Source organism: Nocardia sp. NPDC050378 (assembly GCF_040655675.1).
GTDB lineage: Bacteria > Actinomycetota > Actinomycetes > Mycobacteriales > Mycobacteriaceae > Nocardia > Nocardia coubleae.
Genome location: NZ_JBFAKI010000014.1, coordinates 78209 through 91939, shown reverse-complemented (window position 1 = coordinate 91939; position 13731 = coordinate 78209). Strand labels below are relative to the sequence as shown.

10 protein-coding genes (1 of these 10 running past the window's edge) are annotated in these 13731 nt (G+C 67.0%); 3 read left to right on the top strand and 7 right to left on the bottom strand.

The annotated features are described in order from the left end of the window. Positions 1-79: 79 nt before the first annotated feature. From AB0I35_RS25340 to AB0I35_RS25320, 5 genes are all read right to left on the bottom strand, one after another. Positions 80-859 (bottom strand): ESX secretion-associated protein EspG, encoded by a 780-nt coding sequence (locus tag AB0I35_RS25340; RefSeq protein WP_357398781.1) that lies wholly within the window; start codon positions 857-859, stop codon positions 80-82. Then, positions 856-2070, bottom strand: coding sequence for a hypothetical protein (locus AB0I35_RS25335; RefSeq protein WP_357398780.1), 1215 nt, complete (start codon positions 2068-2070; stop codon positions 856-858). Before AB0I35_RS25335 ends, AB0I35_RS25340 begins: the two co-directional genes overlap by 4 nt. Continuing rightward, positions 2070-2495, bottom strand: a complete 426-nt coding sequence (locus AB0I35_RS25330; RefSeq protein WP_357398778.1) for a hypothetical protein — start codon at positions 2493-2495, stop codon at positions 2070-2072. Before AB0I35_RS25330 ends, AB0I35_RS25335 begins: the two co-directional genes overlap by 1 nt. 31 nt (positions 2496-2526) lie before the next feature. Next, a complete protein-coding gene (locus AB0I35_RS25325; RefSeq protein ID WP_357398815.1) occupies positions 2527-3042 on the bottom strand; it encodes a DUF3558 domain-containing protein in 516 nt (171 codons plus the stop codon). A 197-nt stretch (positions 3043-3239) separates the two neighbouring features. Next, positions 3240-3674, bottom strand: a complete 435-nt coding sequence (locus AB0I35_RS25320; protein WP_357398775.1) for a hypothetical protein — start codon at positions 3672-3674, stop codon at positions 3240-3242. Positions 3675-4117: 443 nt separating this feature from the next. Here AB0I35_RS25320 and AB0I35_RS25315 point away from each other — a divergent pair, with 443 nt between their 5' ends. Next, positions 4118-4543: a PPOX class F420-dependent oxidoreductase gene (locus AB0I35_RS25315; RefSeq protein ID WP_067485274.1), complete on the top strand. Its 426-nt coding sequence runs from the start codon at positions 4118-4120 to the stop codon at positions 4541-4543. Position 4544: 1 nt separating this feature from the next. On the opposite strand, the gene AB0I35_RS25310 is transcribed toward AB0I35_RS25315, so the two are convergent. Both AB0I35_RS25310 and AB0I35_RS25305 read right to left on the bottom strand, forming a co-directional pair. Next, a complete protein-coding gene (locus tag AB0I35_RS25310; RefSeq protein ID WP_357398774.1) occupies positions 4545-5249 on the bottom strand; it encodes a DUF3105 domain-containing protein in 705 nt (234 codons plus the stop codon). 59 nt (positions 5250-5308) lie between these two features. Then, on the bottom strand, positions 5309-6502 hold the full coding sequence (locus tag AB0I35_RS25305) for a TerD family protein (RefSeq protein ID WP_357398772.1): 1194 nt from the start codon (positions 6500-6502) through the stop codon (positions 5309-5311). Positions 6503-6591: 89 nt separating this feature from the next. Here AB0I35_RS25305 and cobM point away from each other — a divergent pair, with 89 nt between their 5' ends. Further along, positions 6592-7353 carry a precorrin-4 C(11)-methyltransferase gene (gene cobM / locus AB0I35_RS25300; RefSeq protein WP_357398771.1) on the top strand — a complete coding sequence of 254 codons (762 nt, stop codon included), beginning with the start codon at positions 6592-6594 and terminating at the stop codon, positions 7351-7353. A gap of 491 nt (positions 7354-7844) precedes the next feature. After that, on the top strand, positions 7845-13731 hold the start of the coding sequence (locus tag AB0I35_RS25295; RefSeq protein ID WP_357398769.1) for a non-ribosomal peptide synthase/polyketide synthase. It continues 38108 nt past the right edge of the window; the window shows 5887 of its 43995 coding nt (coding positions 1-5887); its start codon is at positions 7845-7847; its stop codon lies beyond the right edge, outside the window.

The window sequence follows — 13731 nt, the reverse complement described above, 5'->3', positions numbered from 1 at the left end:
CCTATTCGTATATATTCTACGCAGTGTACTGCGAAAGGTTGGCTGACCAGTAGTCGGGTCATTGAGTGAGATGGCTTGATCACCATGGATCGTCGTAGATCTCGTCAAGTTCCGGTTGATTGAGCTGGACGGCGGTGTCGATCCATCGGGCGAACTGGCCTGCTTGGCCCTGTGGCGTGGCCGGATCGACGATCAGGTCGTTGTGGTTGCGGGTGATGGTGTAGCGCCCGTCGTCGGTGAAGTCGTGCCATTCTGCGGCGTGGTGGGGTTTGGGGCGGTCGAGGACTGCGCCGAGGTAGAGGGCTGCGCGGCCTCGGCCGTCGAGGGGGCGGTCGAAGAATCGGCGGGCGCGGTCCTGGGGTGAGTTGTGGGCGACGTCCTCGAGGTAGGTGTCGCGTCGGGGTGCCATGTCGCTGGTGTGGAATGTTGTCGCGGGTTGGCCGCCTGGTGATGCTTTGGGAAGGCAGTTGATCAGCTCGCGCGGGAGGTTTTCAGGGCGGACGAGGCGGACGGTGATGGGACCGTCGATGTTGTCGCGGTTGATCTGGCTGATCACGACGGCTTGGAAGTCGTTGCGGGTGGCGTGGACTCGGTAGGCGGCGGTGGTGTGGTCTCTGGTTTTGGTTGTGCTGCCTGATATCTGGATGCGGAAGGTGGCTTCGGCGGCAGTATCCATCGCGCTGCGGATCAGCAGCAATTCATCGCGGGAGTAGCTTGCGAGGAGTTTCGCGCGGTGGTCGTCGAAGGCTTCCTGGTAGGCGAAGCGGGAGGTGTAGCGGAGGGGGCGGGGGAAGCGGTCGACGGCGTCGCTGTACCAGTGGATGGCGAAGTCGTCGGGGTCGAAAGTCCACTCGTTCATGATGATTCGTCGGCACCATCGGTGGGGCGGTTCTGCGCGGAGGGGAAGTGCGAGCCGATCGCTTGCGGGGCGACTTTGGGAATGTCGCCGATGAGCTCCCTGGTGTTCGCCTCGTTGACCAGGTAATCCGGGGTCTCGTGGATGCTCTCGTCGTCGTTTCCGCTGCCGCGGCCCGCGCCTGCGCCCATCATGCCGGGGGCGCCCATCATGCCTCGGCCCCCGGCACCTGCTGCTATGCCCGCGGCTGTAGCGACGGGAACGACAGTGCTGGGGACGCCGGGTACCGTGCGGCCCGGCGCCGGTACGGACGCGCCCGGGGCGCCGCCTGCGGGAGATCCGCCGGAGGGACTGCCGGAAGGGCTGCCGGGTGACCCGGGGGTGTTCGGTGTGCCGGTGCCTGGTGTAGTGGTCGTCGGCGTGGTCGCGGGGGAGTCGGTGTTGGCCGGGTTTGTGTCCTGCTCGGAGGTGTCGTCGTCCTCGGTCGTCGAGGTGTCTTGGTCTTCGGAGTTCTGATTCGTGGAGTCGTCTTCGGTAGTGGTCTCGTCCTCCGAGGGGGCCGCACTGTTTTCGTCCTCGATGGTTGACGGATTCTCGGACGTATCGCCACCACCCCCGCCGCTGTTGTTGTCGCCGCCACCGCCGTTGCCGTTGCCGCCCGGGACGAACGAGTCGGGCGCGACGAGGCTTGTCGGATGGTCGAGCACCGGCAGGCCCGCATCGACGGTCGCGAAAGCCTCGACGTATTTGGTCTTCATGATCGCGCGAGCCTGTTCTTCGTCGTCACTGCGACCGTCTTCGAATTCGTCGTTGTTGATCCAGCGGTCGTTGATGTGCCACAGCTTGGGGTCATCCTTGCGGGGCGGGATTGCTGACTTGGTGTCGGCTGCGGCCAGCGCGGAGGAGGAGATGAGCCGCGCGACGGTTTCGAAGGTGGGCGTGAGTTCCTGGGCTTTGGTGGTGTAGGCGGCGATTGCCTGTTTCGATGTTTCGGCGGCGTTGCCTTCCCACGCTTCGGAGATCGCCGCATTCATTCGCTGCCGGAATGTGTAGAGGCCGACTTCCCAATCTATTTTCGCCTGCCAGAAGACAGAGGTCGCGCCGAACGAGGGATCTACGCCGACCGGGTCGAAACCTTCGATGATCTTGGCGTGCGAGAGTTCTTGTGGACGCTCGGTCCGGGGCGGAATCCTCGGATCCTCGGTACCGGCCATCAACGCCCGCCTGGGGTCTGGTCCAAGCGGGCGGTTTCGGCATTGAAGCGGGCGGCGAAGGACTCGTCCTCGGCGACGAAACGTTCGCGGATGGCTACGTGGAGGAGGCGGATGTCTTCGACTGCTGTCCAATGTTCCTGCAGGACAGTGTGAAAGTCGTTGCCGGATTCGCTGCCCTTGGCGATCTTGCGGAAGCGGTCGGCCATTGTCGGTGCCGAAGTCAGGAAGGAGCCTTCGTGATCACCGAAACCCCATGTCTGGATATTAGTGAGATCACCGACGCTTCTTTGAATGTTCTTGATTGTTGTTTTGAATGCTTCGCATTCGTATTCGATTCTGGCGAACGATTCAGGGTCCATGCGGACGGTGAGATTGCCGCTTTTTGCCTCGCTGATCAGCGAGGCCAGCGGTGTATTCCCAGTCATCGATTTCCTCCCCAGGTGATTCAGTCGCTACTCACGCATCGGCCGGGACACTCGGCATGATCTTCTCGACGAGCGTCCGAGCGATCGTGCAGGACGGGATGTGGCCAGTGGCCGGTGAAGTCTCGGGAGGGTTGTGAACGAAGATGTCGAGGCTGCCGCCATTCAGGGCGATATTGGCGTTGCACATATAATCAGAAGAGGCATCGTGATGGGCCACGATCACCTGCCGACCCGAGGCGACGAACTCCTCTGCTCCCGTGAAATTCTTTGCCCGGATCATTTCCACCGTCAAGTTGGTATTCCTGATGTCGGTCCCGTAGCCGTTGCCGTTCTTGTATCCCCACCCGCAACCGCGCCACTTTATCCCGCCTGGCGCATCGAGATTGGACACCGGATTACGGTCGGGCCGCAGATTTTCCGACTCGAACACCGCTGCGGGAATGTCATGGCACGGATCGAACCCGGTCGGCACCTCGGCCGCGAAGGTAGGAGAAGCGTTGGTGGGAGTCGGGTCGGAGCTCGGTGCGGAATCGCACGCGCACAACATCATTGCCGCGCCGACAACAGCGACAAGCCGACTCCAGTGTGCCCGCTGAGCCCCCACCTGCCGTCCCCCTCGATGCCGCCCGACGCTGTCGATGCCGGACGAAGCTATCAATTCTCGGTGGGGGGGGTCAAGCGTTCGTGAGCTGGGTGGAAACGGCGCAGGTCAGAGGTCGCAGCCGGGCAGGCACTCGCCTGCGGTCAGGTGATCGGGCGGTAGCAATCGATCCCGGAGTCCGGGTCGTCGACCAGGCGCTGGGCGAGTTCGGCGTCACCGATGAACTGCTCGACGGCGCTGCGCAGCGTCGAGGGCGGAATGCTGCCTGCGATGTCGCGGAATGGGCTGACCAGGTCGATGCCGAAGCGTTGGCATTCCTGGATGATCGACGGGATTCCGGTCGCGCCGCCGCCGAGTTCGGCTCGCATCTGTGCGATCGCGCCGACCTGCACTGTTCCGCGTTCCACGACCTCGCGGGTGAGGTTCGTATACAGCTCGACGCGGCGGCGCTCGACGGATTGCGGGTCGGCGTCGCGCGGGTGGTCGGGCACTGTGAAGAATCCGGTCGGGGTGAGTTCGTAGCCCTCGGTTCGCATCGCTTCGGCGATGTCGGCGAGCGTGTCGGCTTTCTCTGCCATGAATTCTATTGCGGTGCTGAGGGTGTGCAGCATCGCGGCCAGCCTCTGGCCGACTTGTCGTACCGCACGATCGCGGTCGAGCAACGTGTCCGCGCGTTGCCGCATTTCCTCGTGCAGGTATCGCGTGATTCGGAACGCGACCGCTACAGCCAGCAGTCCTCCTCATCGGTGGGAAGTGGTCGTCCAGCGAGGCTGTCCATGTAGGTGTTCCATAGGTTCAGTTGAGCAAGGATTGTTTCGGAGTCCACGTCGGGGCGACAGAACGTTTGCCGGTAGTCCGCACCGACCTGTTCGGGTGGCACCGCGAGGACCTGCGGATCAACATGTTTCCCCTTCCATCGGTCCATCCTGACAGAAGACCGAGTTGATGAGAATCGTGCCGAGTTCAGCGCCGCACGCCCCGATTGCGCGGTCATAGTGCGCTGTGGGCCTACCCTGGGACCATGACTTCCCTGACGGATCCTCAGGTGCGTGAGTTTCTTTCCCATGGCACGCGGACGGGCAAGGTGGCGTTCACGGCCAAGGACGGGCGGCCGTTGGTGACGCCGATCTGGTTCATCGTGGAAGGCGATGAGCTGGTGTTCAACACCGGGAAGGAGACCGCGAAGGGGCGGGCGTTCGCGCGGGATCCCCGGGTTGCGGTGTGTGTGGATCTGGAAGAGCCACCCTATGGGCTGGTGGAGGTGCAGGGGACGGTCGAGTTGTCGGAGGATCCGGCGGAATTGGTGCGGACCGCGACCGCGATCGCCGCCCGGTACATGGGTGCGGATCGGGCCGAGGAATTCGGTAAGCGCAACGGTGTGCCGGGGGAGCTGGTGGTGCGGGTTCGGCCGACGAAGGTCATCGCGCATTTCGATATGACCGGGTAGGTCAGCGGGGCGCGGGCATTTCGGGCGGGAGCTCGGGTGCCTCGGTGGGGAAGGTGGGATCGCTGTCCATCGGGACGGAGCCCGGACCGGGGGTGGACGGGTCGTAGGGCGCGGGGTCGCGGTCGAAGATCGGGTTGCTGCAGGAAGCTCCGGGTTCCGGTGTGGTGTAGGGGTTGTTGCGCAGGGCCATGATGAATTGGTCGATGCGCGGGTCTGTCGCGCTGTCGAGGGCGAGTTGGTGGCCCCACGACTGCAGCGAGAGCGGGTCGGCCATGTTCGGGATGGGCGACATGAAGATGTATGTTCCGCCCTGCACCTTGGTCCGGAGTGTCGCTTGGTCGTCGGCGCTCACCCGCGCGGGGTTGTAGGCGATCCACACGGCGCCGTGTTCGAGCGAATGTACCGCGTTCTCGGTGCGGATGCCCTCCGGGTACACGACGCCGTTGCAGGATGCCCAGACCCCGTCGTGCGTGCCGCCCATCGGTGGGATCGATGTGTAGGCCACGCGCTGCGTGCTCGACACATGACCGCCGAGCGGAAATTCGGCGGTGACCACACCGGCAATCGCCTTGGCGGGGTCGGGGTTGTCCTGCGTCGGCGCGAACTGGTTCATGGCGGGCAGGGGATGGCCGGCCTTGGTGTCGTCGCACGCCGTTGCCGCGGCGACCACCATCAGACCCACACCCAACCTGTCACGTACTCGCATGGCGGCCGCTCCTCCTCGTCGTGGCGGCACCCGCCGTCCAAGACCGAACTTACTTGCCGTCAGCCCGCCGAGGGACGACTCGTCGTCACGAAACGTTTGCCGGGATCGACCATCTTGCGCACGGTCGCCCCTTTCGCGTATTCACCGAGCGCGGTCATGTTCCAGGCGTTCGCCGCACGGGTGAGCATGGCCAGGAAGACACCAGTGGTCGGTTCGCCTCGGGACAGCTCGAAACGGACCAGCTCCGCGCCCGTGTGGTCGTCGAGCAGACGACAGTGCGCGCGACCGACCTGATCGAACTTGTGGCCCGCGAAGGAGTTCACGGTGAAGACCAGGGCGTAGACCTGCGGGGGCAGCGCCGTCAGGTCGACGGTGATGACCTCGTCGTCGCCGTCACCGTGGCCGGTCAGATTGTCGCCGGAGTGCCTGATGGCACCGTCGAACGCCTCGCGCCGCAGGAACCAGACGTTGGTCAGCTTCTTCGCGCGGTCGTCGTAGGCGATGACGGAAGCATCGAGGTCGACCTGACTGCCGCGCGTCGCCGGGTCCCAGCCCAAGCCCATCCGCACCCGGGTGAGCGCCGGTGCGCCCGGCTTGGTGAGTGAGACTGTTTCGCTTTTGCGAAGGGACACATGCCCTTTCGAGAGGTCGACGGTCGGTCGCCCGAATTGGGGCGGTTGCGGTTGCACCTCGGCCGGTGGCGCCGATCGCACCGGGACCGGAGGCGCCGGTTGCGATCGCAGTGCGGCCGGCGGCGTCGGTTCGTCATCGACGGTGATGCCGAAATCGGTCGCGATACCCGCCAGCCCCTGCGCATAACCCTGCCCGACCGCACGGACCTTCCACCCGTCACCGCGCCGGTACAACTCGCACGCGATCAAAGCGGTCTCCGGCCCGAGCCCGGTCGGCGTGAAGGCGGCGAACACCGCCCCGCTCGAGTGGTCAGCCACCGTGATCCGTGGCGGCCCAGCCCGACCCCAATCGGCGGGCCCGGTGCCGTCGAGGCTGGCGGTGAAGACGATCCGGTCGATCTCGGCCGGCACAGCGCCGAACGACACGCGAACGGCCTCCTCCGAGACGACCTCGACGCCGGGCCCGACCGGCTGGTTGTAGAACACGAAATCACTGTCGGAACGCACTTTCCCCGCGGCGGTCAGCAGCAGCGCGGCGAGGTCGGCGCCCGTGTCGGCCGCCACCGTGACCCGCACCTCGCTCGACGGAACCGGCGCGTTCGCACCTTTGCTCAACTCCATGGTCGACTCCCCCTCGGTCTGCTCACCATCGAACCTACTGCCACCCGGGGCAGGCATCGAGCCGAACGCACGACCCTAGACTCCTCCCCATGACAGTGCATTTCATCGGGGCGGGGCCCGGGGCGGCGGACCTGCTCACGGTGCGCGCTGTGAATCTGCTGCGCGAGAGCCCGGTCTGCCTGTACGCGGGCACCTACCTCGATCCCGAGGTCCTGGCCAATTGCGCCCCCGGCACGGAACTGATCGACACCCAGCGCCTCGACCTGGACCAGATCACGGCCCATCTCGTCCAGGCGCACGAGGCAGGCAAGGATGTCGCCCGGCTGTGCTCGGGCGACCCGTCCATCTATTCGGCCCTCACCGAACAGACCCGCCGCCTCGACGCGCACGGCGTCCCCTGGGACATCACCCCCGGCGTGCCCGCCTACGCGGCGGCCGCGGCGATCCTCGGCACCGAACTCACGGTGCCCGAGGTAGTGCAGTCGGTGGTCCTCACCCGCACCCAGGCCCGCTCGACCAAGATGCCCGCAGGCGAGGCCCTGGCGAACTTCGCCGCCACCGGCGCCACCCTGGTCCTGCACCTGGCGATCACGAGGATCGATCCGCTCGCCGAGGAACTGTCGCAGGAATACGGCCCGGCCTGCCCGGTCGCCGTTGTCTATCGCGCGAGCCAACCCGAACAACTCGTCCTGCGCGGCACCCTCGCCGACATCGCGGCCAAGGTCGAATCGGCGGGCCTGCGCCAGGCGGCGGTCATCCTGGTCGGCCCGGCGATGACCGTCCCCGAAACCTGCGCCCAGTCGCACCTCTACGACCCGGCCCGTGCGCGAGCCGGCGGCTGGACCGGCTGACACCGGGCCCACGACCTCGGGTAATCCCCACGTAGCAACGGCAACCAGGACCCGCCCGCCCGATCGTGGCCTGGACGGCAGGAGCCGCGCGGCGCGGTATGTGACCCATCCCTCAATCGGGTCGACGCACTACCACCGGTGGTGGGGTGTGAGGTGGGTGGAACGGTCAGCAAACGGGAGGCACCGCACTGACCTGGGTCGATGCCCGCCAGCTATGGAGGTGGTTGGTTGCGGGGCAGCGGCACCGGTAGATTGGTGCGATGGTTTGCGACGAGCACACCGGCGCGGTCGGCCGGACGGTCCGAAGCATGGTCTCGGCCATGTAACGAGATCGGCTGAGCCGACAGATAGTGCCTATGGACATTTTTTGCCTGATTGATTTCGAGAATTGAACCCGAGACGCAGGCGCCACCGCTGGTTCTGGCTGGGCGTCTGCGTTCCGGTGTCGTCGGGGAGCGCCTGGAACGGGTGTTCCGGAAGCGAGGTTTGGGTTGGACCGGCTGGATTTCGGCGGAAACGGCGAAACTGGTGACGGACGTGGAGGCTCTTCGGAGTACTTCCCGCTCTCGCCCGCACAGCTGGGTATCTGGTACGCGCAGCACGTCGACCCGCTGGTGCCGATCAATATCGCCCAGTACGTCGACCTGCGTGGCCGCCTCGATGTGGCCGCGCTCGAGCGTGCGAGCGCCGGTGCCGCCACCGACCTCGAATCGGGCTGGCTGCGCATCGTCGAGATCGACGGCGAGCCGATGCAAACCATCGACCCCACCCAGGACGCGACGCTGATCTATGTCGATCTGCGTGGCGAGGCCGACCCGGAGGCCGCCGCCGCGGAGTGGATGCGCGCCGAGTACAGCCGCCCGCTCGACATCGTGCGCGACCGCCTGGTGCAGGCCGCCGCGTTGCAGCTCGAGGACGAGCGCTGGTACTGGTATGCCCGCGTCCACCACATCGTGCTCGACGGTTTCGGCGCCAACAACTTCGTCAACCGTACGGCGCAGCTCTACACCGCCGAGGTCACCGGCATCCCGGCCCCGCCGAACAAGGCCGCCGATCTGCGCTCGCTCTACGAGTCCGAGATCGCCTACCGCGACAGCACCCGATTCCAGTCCGACAAGGAGCACTGGGCCCAGCGTGTCGCTGGCCTGGAGGAGGGCAGCAGCCTCACCGGTCGTTCGGCGCCGCCGTCGCCGGTCAACGACATCACCAGCGCCGCGCTGTCGCAGGACCAGGACGACCTGCTAGCCGCCGCGATCGCCCGCCACGACAGCACCGCCGCCCCGCTGCTGATCGCCGGCTTCGCCGCCTACCTGGCTCAGATCACCGGCACCGAGGACGTCATCCTCAGCCTGCCGGTCACCGCCCGCACCACCGCGACCATGCGCCGCTCCGGTGGCGCGACCTCCAATATCGTGCCGCTGCGCCTGCGTGTCGGCCACGACACCACGGTCGCCCAGCTGCTGCGTTCGGTCACCACCGAGGTGTCGGGCGCGCTGCGTCATCAGCGCTACCGGCACGAGGACATCCGCCGTGATTCGGCGGGTGACGGCATGGTCTCCACGGAGTTCTTCGGTCCGTGGGTCAACATCATGCTGTTCGACAACCAGCTGCGCTTCGGTGACATGGAGGGCACGCTGAACGTGCTGTCCACCGGCAGCATCGAAGACCTGGGCGTCAACTTCTACCAGTCGCACGGCGGCACCCGCTCCCACATCGACTTCGAGACCAACCCGAACCTGTATTCGGCCGACGAAGCGCGCACCCACCACGCCCGTTTCCTCGAGTTCTTCGACCGCTTCCTGGCCGCCGACGCCGAACTGCCCGTGTGGGCGTTGCCGGTCACCGGCGCCGAGGAACTGGAACGCTCGCTCACCGAGTGGAACGACTCCGCGCACGAGGTCCCCGCGACCACGCTGCCCGCCCTGCTCGACGCGCAGGTCCCGCGCACCCCGGCCAACATCGCCCTCGACTTCGAGGGCGAAACGCTCACCTACGCCGAGTTCGCCGACCGGGTGAACCGGCTCGCGCGTTTCCTGATCGCCGACGGTGTCGGCCCGGAATCCCTCGTCGCCCTCGGCATGCGCCGCTCGCTCGAGCTGGTGATCGGCATGCACGCCGTACTGCGTGCCGGTGGCGCGTACGTGCCGATCGACCCGGATCACCCGGCCGACCGCACCGCCTACATCCTCGAATCCGCGGCACCGGTCTGCGTGCTCACCACCAGCCGCGACGAGCTCGACCTGCCCGCCGATGTCGCCCGGGTGGAGATCGATCGACTCGACACCACCGGTTTCGACGCCACACCTGTATCCGATGCCGACCGGCTCGCCCCGCTGCGCCCGGACAACACCGCCTACGTCATCTACACCTCGGGTTCCACCGGCCGCCCCAAGGGCGTCGCGGTCACCCACCACGCGATCGTCAACCAAGAGCTGTGGATGCTCGACGAGTACCGGTTGACCGCCGACGACGTGTACCTGCAGAAGACCGCCACCACCTTCGACGTGTCGCTGTGGGGTTACTTCCTGCCGCTGATGGTCGGCGCCAAGCTGGTCATCGCCTCGCCCGACGGGCACCGCGACCCGCTCTACGTCGCGGACATGATCGAACGCCACCGCGTCACCGTGACGGATTTCGTGCCGTCCATGCTCACCGTCTTCGTCTCCCACGCCACCGCCGCCCAATGCGAAAGTCTGCGTGCGGTTTTCGTGATCGGTGAGGCGCTGCCGCCGGAAACCGCCGCCGGTCTGCGCGCCATTTCCAGCGCCGGCCTGCACAACCTGTACGGCCCCACCGAGGCCGCTGTCTCGGTGACCTATTGGGAGGCGACCGAAGCCGACACCGTCACGGTGCCGATCGGTATCCCCGAATGGAATGTCGAAGTCTACGTGCTGGATTCGCGGCTGCGCCCGGCCGCGATCGGTGCACCGGGTGAGCTGTATCTGGCCGGTCGACAGCTGGCCCGCTGCTACCGCGGCCGCCCCGACCTGACCTCGGACCGCTTCGTCGCCAACCCCGTCGGCGGCCCCGGCGAACGCATGTACCGCACCGGTGACCTGGTGCGCTGGAACGGCGACGGCGTCCTCGAATACATCGGCCGCACCGACTTCCAGGTGAAGTTCCGTGGTCAGCGCATCGAACTCGGCGAGATCGAGACCGACCTGCTCGCGCATCCGAGCGTCAGCCAGGCGGCGGTGCTCGTGGTCGACACCGCGACCGGTCAGCAGCTGGTGGCCTACGTGGTGCCCGCCCCCGGGCAGTCCGCCGACCCGGCGACACTGACCAGGTTCGTCGCCGAGAAGCTGCCGAGCTACATGGTGCCCGCGTCGATCATGGTGCTCGACGCGTTCCCGCTCAACACCAGCGGCAAGCTCGACCGCAAGGCCCTGCCCGAGCCGGTGTTCACCGCCGCCGCAGGCGATTTCCGTGCTCCGCGTACCGCCGCCGAGCAGATCGTCGCGGGCATCTTCGCCGATGTGCTGAGCCAGGAACGGGTCGGCGCCGACGACAACTTCTTCGAACTCGGCGGCAACTCGCTGGTCGCCACCCAGGTCGTGGCCCGCATCGGTGCCGCGTTCGGCATCCAGCTGGGCGTGCGCGCCCTGTTCGAGACCCCGACCGTCGCCGGCTTGGCCGCGCGGGCGGAAGCCGTTGCGCCCGCCGAGATCTCGTCCCGCCCGCCGCTGGTCGCCCAGGAGCACCCGGATCGGGTACCGCTGTCGCTGGCTCAGCAGCGGATGTGGTTCATCAACCAGTTCGACCCCGCCGCGCCCACCTACAACCTGCCCTTCGTGGTGCAGATGCGGGGCCGCGTCGAGGTGGACGCGCTCATCGCGGCGCTCAACGACGTTGTGGTGCGACAGGAGTCGCTGCGCACGATCTTCCCCGACGCCGACGGCGGCTTCCAGCGGGTGCTGGGTGCCGACGAGTTCGACCTCGGCATCACCGTGTCCTCGATCGATCAGGCCGAGCTGCCCGCCGAGCTGGTCGACTTCGCGTCCAAGGGTTTCGACGTCACCCTCGAACTGCCGATCCGGGTGCGGATCTACCGGGTCACCGGCGGAACCACCAATGGCACACCGGAATACGCGGTCGCGTTCGTCGTCCATCACATCGCGGCCGACGGTTTCTCCTTCGGCCCGCTGGCCCGCGATGTCGCCACCGCCTACCTCGCTCGTGCGGCGGGGCTGGCCCCGGCGTGGGAACCGCTGCCGGTGCAGTACCGCGACTACACGCTGTGGCAGCGGGAACTGCTCGGCTCGGAGTCGGACCCGGAGTCCATCGCGGCCCGCCAGATCGACTACTGGCGCCGGGCGCTGGACGGGCTGCCCGATCAGCTCGACCTGCCCGCCGACCGGATCCGCCCGCAGCAGCAGAGTTTCCGTGGCGCGCAGCTGGCCTTCGACATCGACCCCGAGCTGCACGCGGACCTGATCGCCCTGGCCAGGGCCAAGGGCGTCACCCTGTTCATGGTGCTGCACGCCGCGCTCGCGGTGCTGCTGTCGCGGCTGTCCAACACCCGCGACATCGCGGTGGGCACCCCCATCGCCGGTCGTGGTGAGCAGGCGCTCGACGACCTGATCGGCATGTTCGTCAACACCCTGGTGTTGCGTTCCGACGTGGATCCCGGCCTGTCGTTCGCCGATTTCCTGGCCCGCACCCGCGACACCGACCTGGCCTCGTTCGGCAACGCCGACGTGCCGTTCGAGCGCCTCGTCGACGTGCTCAACCCGACCCGCTCCCAGGCGCGCCACCCGCTGTTCCAGGTGATGCTGTCGTTCCAGGAAATGGCGCACGGCGAGCTGGAGCTGCCCGGTCTCACGGTCAGCGCCGACGAGCTCGAGGTCGCGATCGCCAAGTTCGACCTGCAGTGGACCATCACCGAACAGCACAGCAGCGGTGGTGCCCCGCAGGGTCTCGCGGCGGTCGCGCAGTTCGCGACCGACCTGTTCGACGCCGAGACCGTGCAGTCGTTCATCGACCGGTTGCTGTCGATCCTGCGCGCGATCACCGTCGACCCGTCGGTGGCCGTCGGTGACATCGATCTGCTCGGCGAGCAGGAACGCCTCGATGTGTCGCGCGACTGGGTGAACTTCGCCCCCGACGGTGGCACCGGCCGGTTCGCCGACCGGGAGATCACCCTGGTCGACCTGTTCGAATCCGCCGTCGCGGCGCATCCGGACAATGTCGCGGCCCGCTACGGCAACGAGTCGCTGACCTACGCCGAGCTGGACCGCCGCGCGAACGCGTTGGCGCGCAAGCTCATTGCCGACGGCGCCGGCCCGGAGTCGCTGGTCGCGGTGATCCTGCCGCGTTCGCTGGACCTGGTCGTGGCCCTGCTCGCGGTCGTGAAGACGGGCGCCGGTTACGTGCCGGTCGACCCGACCTACCCGGCCGAGCGCATCGCCTACGTGCTCGAGGATTCACGCCCCACGAGCGTGGTCATCGATGCCGACTCCGAGGTGGAGCTGGCCGACGACCTGCCCGTGCTGGTGCTCGGCGACCTCGACGACGCCGACGGTGCGCCGCTCACCGATGCCGACCGTCGCGCGCCGCTGTCGCCGGACAATGTCGCCTACGTCATCTACACCTCCGGTTCGACCGGTCGCCCCAAGGGCGTCGCCGTCGCGCACCGGAATGTGGTGCGACTGTTCGCGAACACCGATCGTGATTTCGGTTTCGGCCCCGACGATGTGTGGACGCTGTTCCACTCCTACGCCTTCGACTTCTCGGTGTGGGAGCTGTGGGGCCCGCTGCTGTTCGGCGGCACCGTGGTGGTCGTCGACTACTTCACCTCGCGCTCCCCGGAGCAGTTCCTGGACCTGCTGCGCACCGAGCGCGTGACCGTGCTCAACCAGACCCCGTCGGCCTTCTATCAGCTGGCCGAGGCCGACCGCAATGCCGGTCCCGGCGTCGAGCCGCTGAGCCTGCGCTACGTGGTGTTCGGCGGCGAGGCCCTCGAGCTGCGTCGCCTCTCGGATTGGGTTGCCCGCCACGGTGATTCGTCGCCGACGCTGATCAACATGTACGGCATCACCGAGACCACGGTGCACGTGTCGTACCGCGCGCTCGACGCCGAAACCATCGCCGCCGCTTCGGGTTCCATCGTCGGTCGCGCCATCGCCGGTCTGAGCGTGTATGTGCTCGACTCGCGTCTGCGTCCGGTTCCGGTGGGTGTCGCGGGTGAGATGTATGTCGCGGGACCGCAGTTGGCCCGCGGCTACCTCGGTCGCCCGGATCTGACCGCCACCCGGTTCGTCGCGAGCCCGATGGGCGACGGCGAACGCCTCTACCGTTCCGGCGACCTCGCGCGCTGGAACCGTTTCGGCGAACTCGAATACCTCGGCCGCGCCGACGACCAGGTGAAGGTGCGCGGTT

Excerpts from the sequence above, each read along its gene's own strand:
- AB0I35_RS25320 (WP_357398775.1), bottom strand. The coding sequence starts at position 3,674 with ATGGCAGAGAAAGCCGACACGCTCGCCGACATCGCCGAAGCGATGCGA.
- AB0I35_RS25315 (WP_067485274.1), top strand. The coding sequence starts at position 4,118 with ATGACTTCCCTGACGGATCCTCAGGTGCGTGAGTTTCTTTCCCATGGC.
- AB0I35_RS25340 (WP_357398781.1), bottom strand. The coding sequence starts at position 859 with ATGAACGAGTGGACTTTCGACCCCGACGACTTCGCCATCCACTGGTAC.
- AB0I35_RS25305 (WP_357398772.1), bottom strand. The coding sequence starts at position 6,502 with ATGGAGTTGAGCAAAGGTGCGAACGCGCCGGTTCCGTCGAGCGAGGTG.
- AB0I35_RS25335 (WP_357398780.1), bottom strand. The coding sequence starts at position 2,070 with ATGGCCGGTACCGAGGATCCGAGGATTCCGCCCCGGACCGAGCGTCCA.
- AB0I35_RS25310 (WP_357398774.1), bottom strand. The coding sequence starts at position 5,249 with ATGCGAGTACGTGACAGGTTGGGTGTGGGTCTGATGGTGGTCGCCGCG.
- AB0I35_RS25325 (WP_357398815.1), bottom strand. The coding sequence starts at position 3,042 with ATGTTGTGCGCGTGCGATTCCGCACCGAGCTCCGACCCGACTCCCACC.
- AB0I35_RS25330 (WP_357398778.1), bottom strand. The coding sequence starts at position 2,495 with ATGACTGGGAATACACCGCTGGCCTCGCTGATCAGCGAGGCAAAAAGC.
- cobM (WP_357398771.1), top strand. The coding sequence starts at position 6,592 with ATGACAGTGCATTTCATCGGGGCGGGGCCCGGGGCGGCGGACCTGCTC.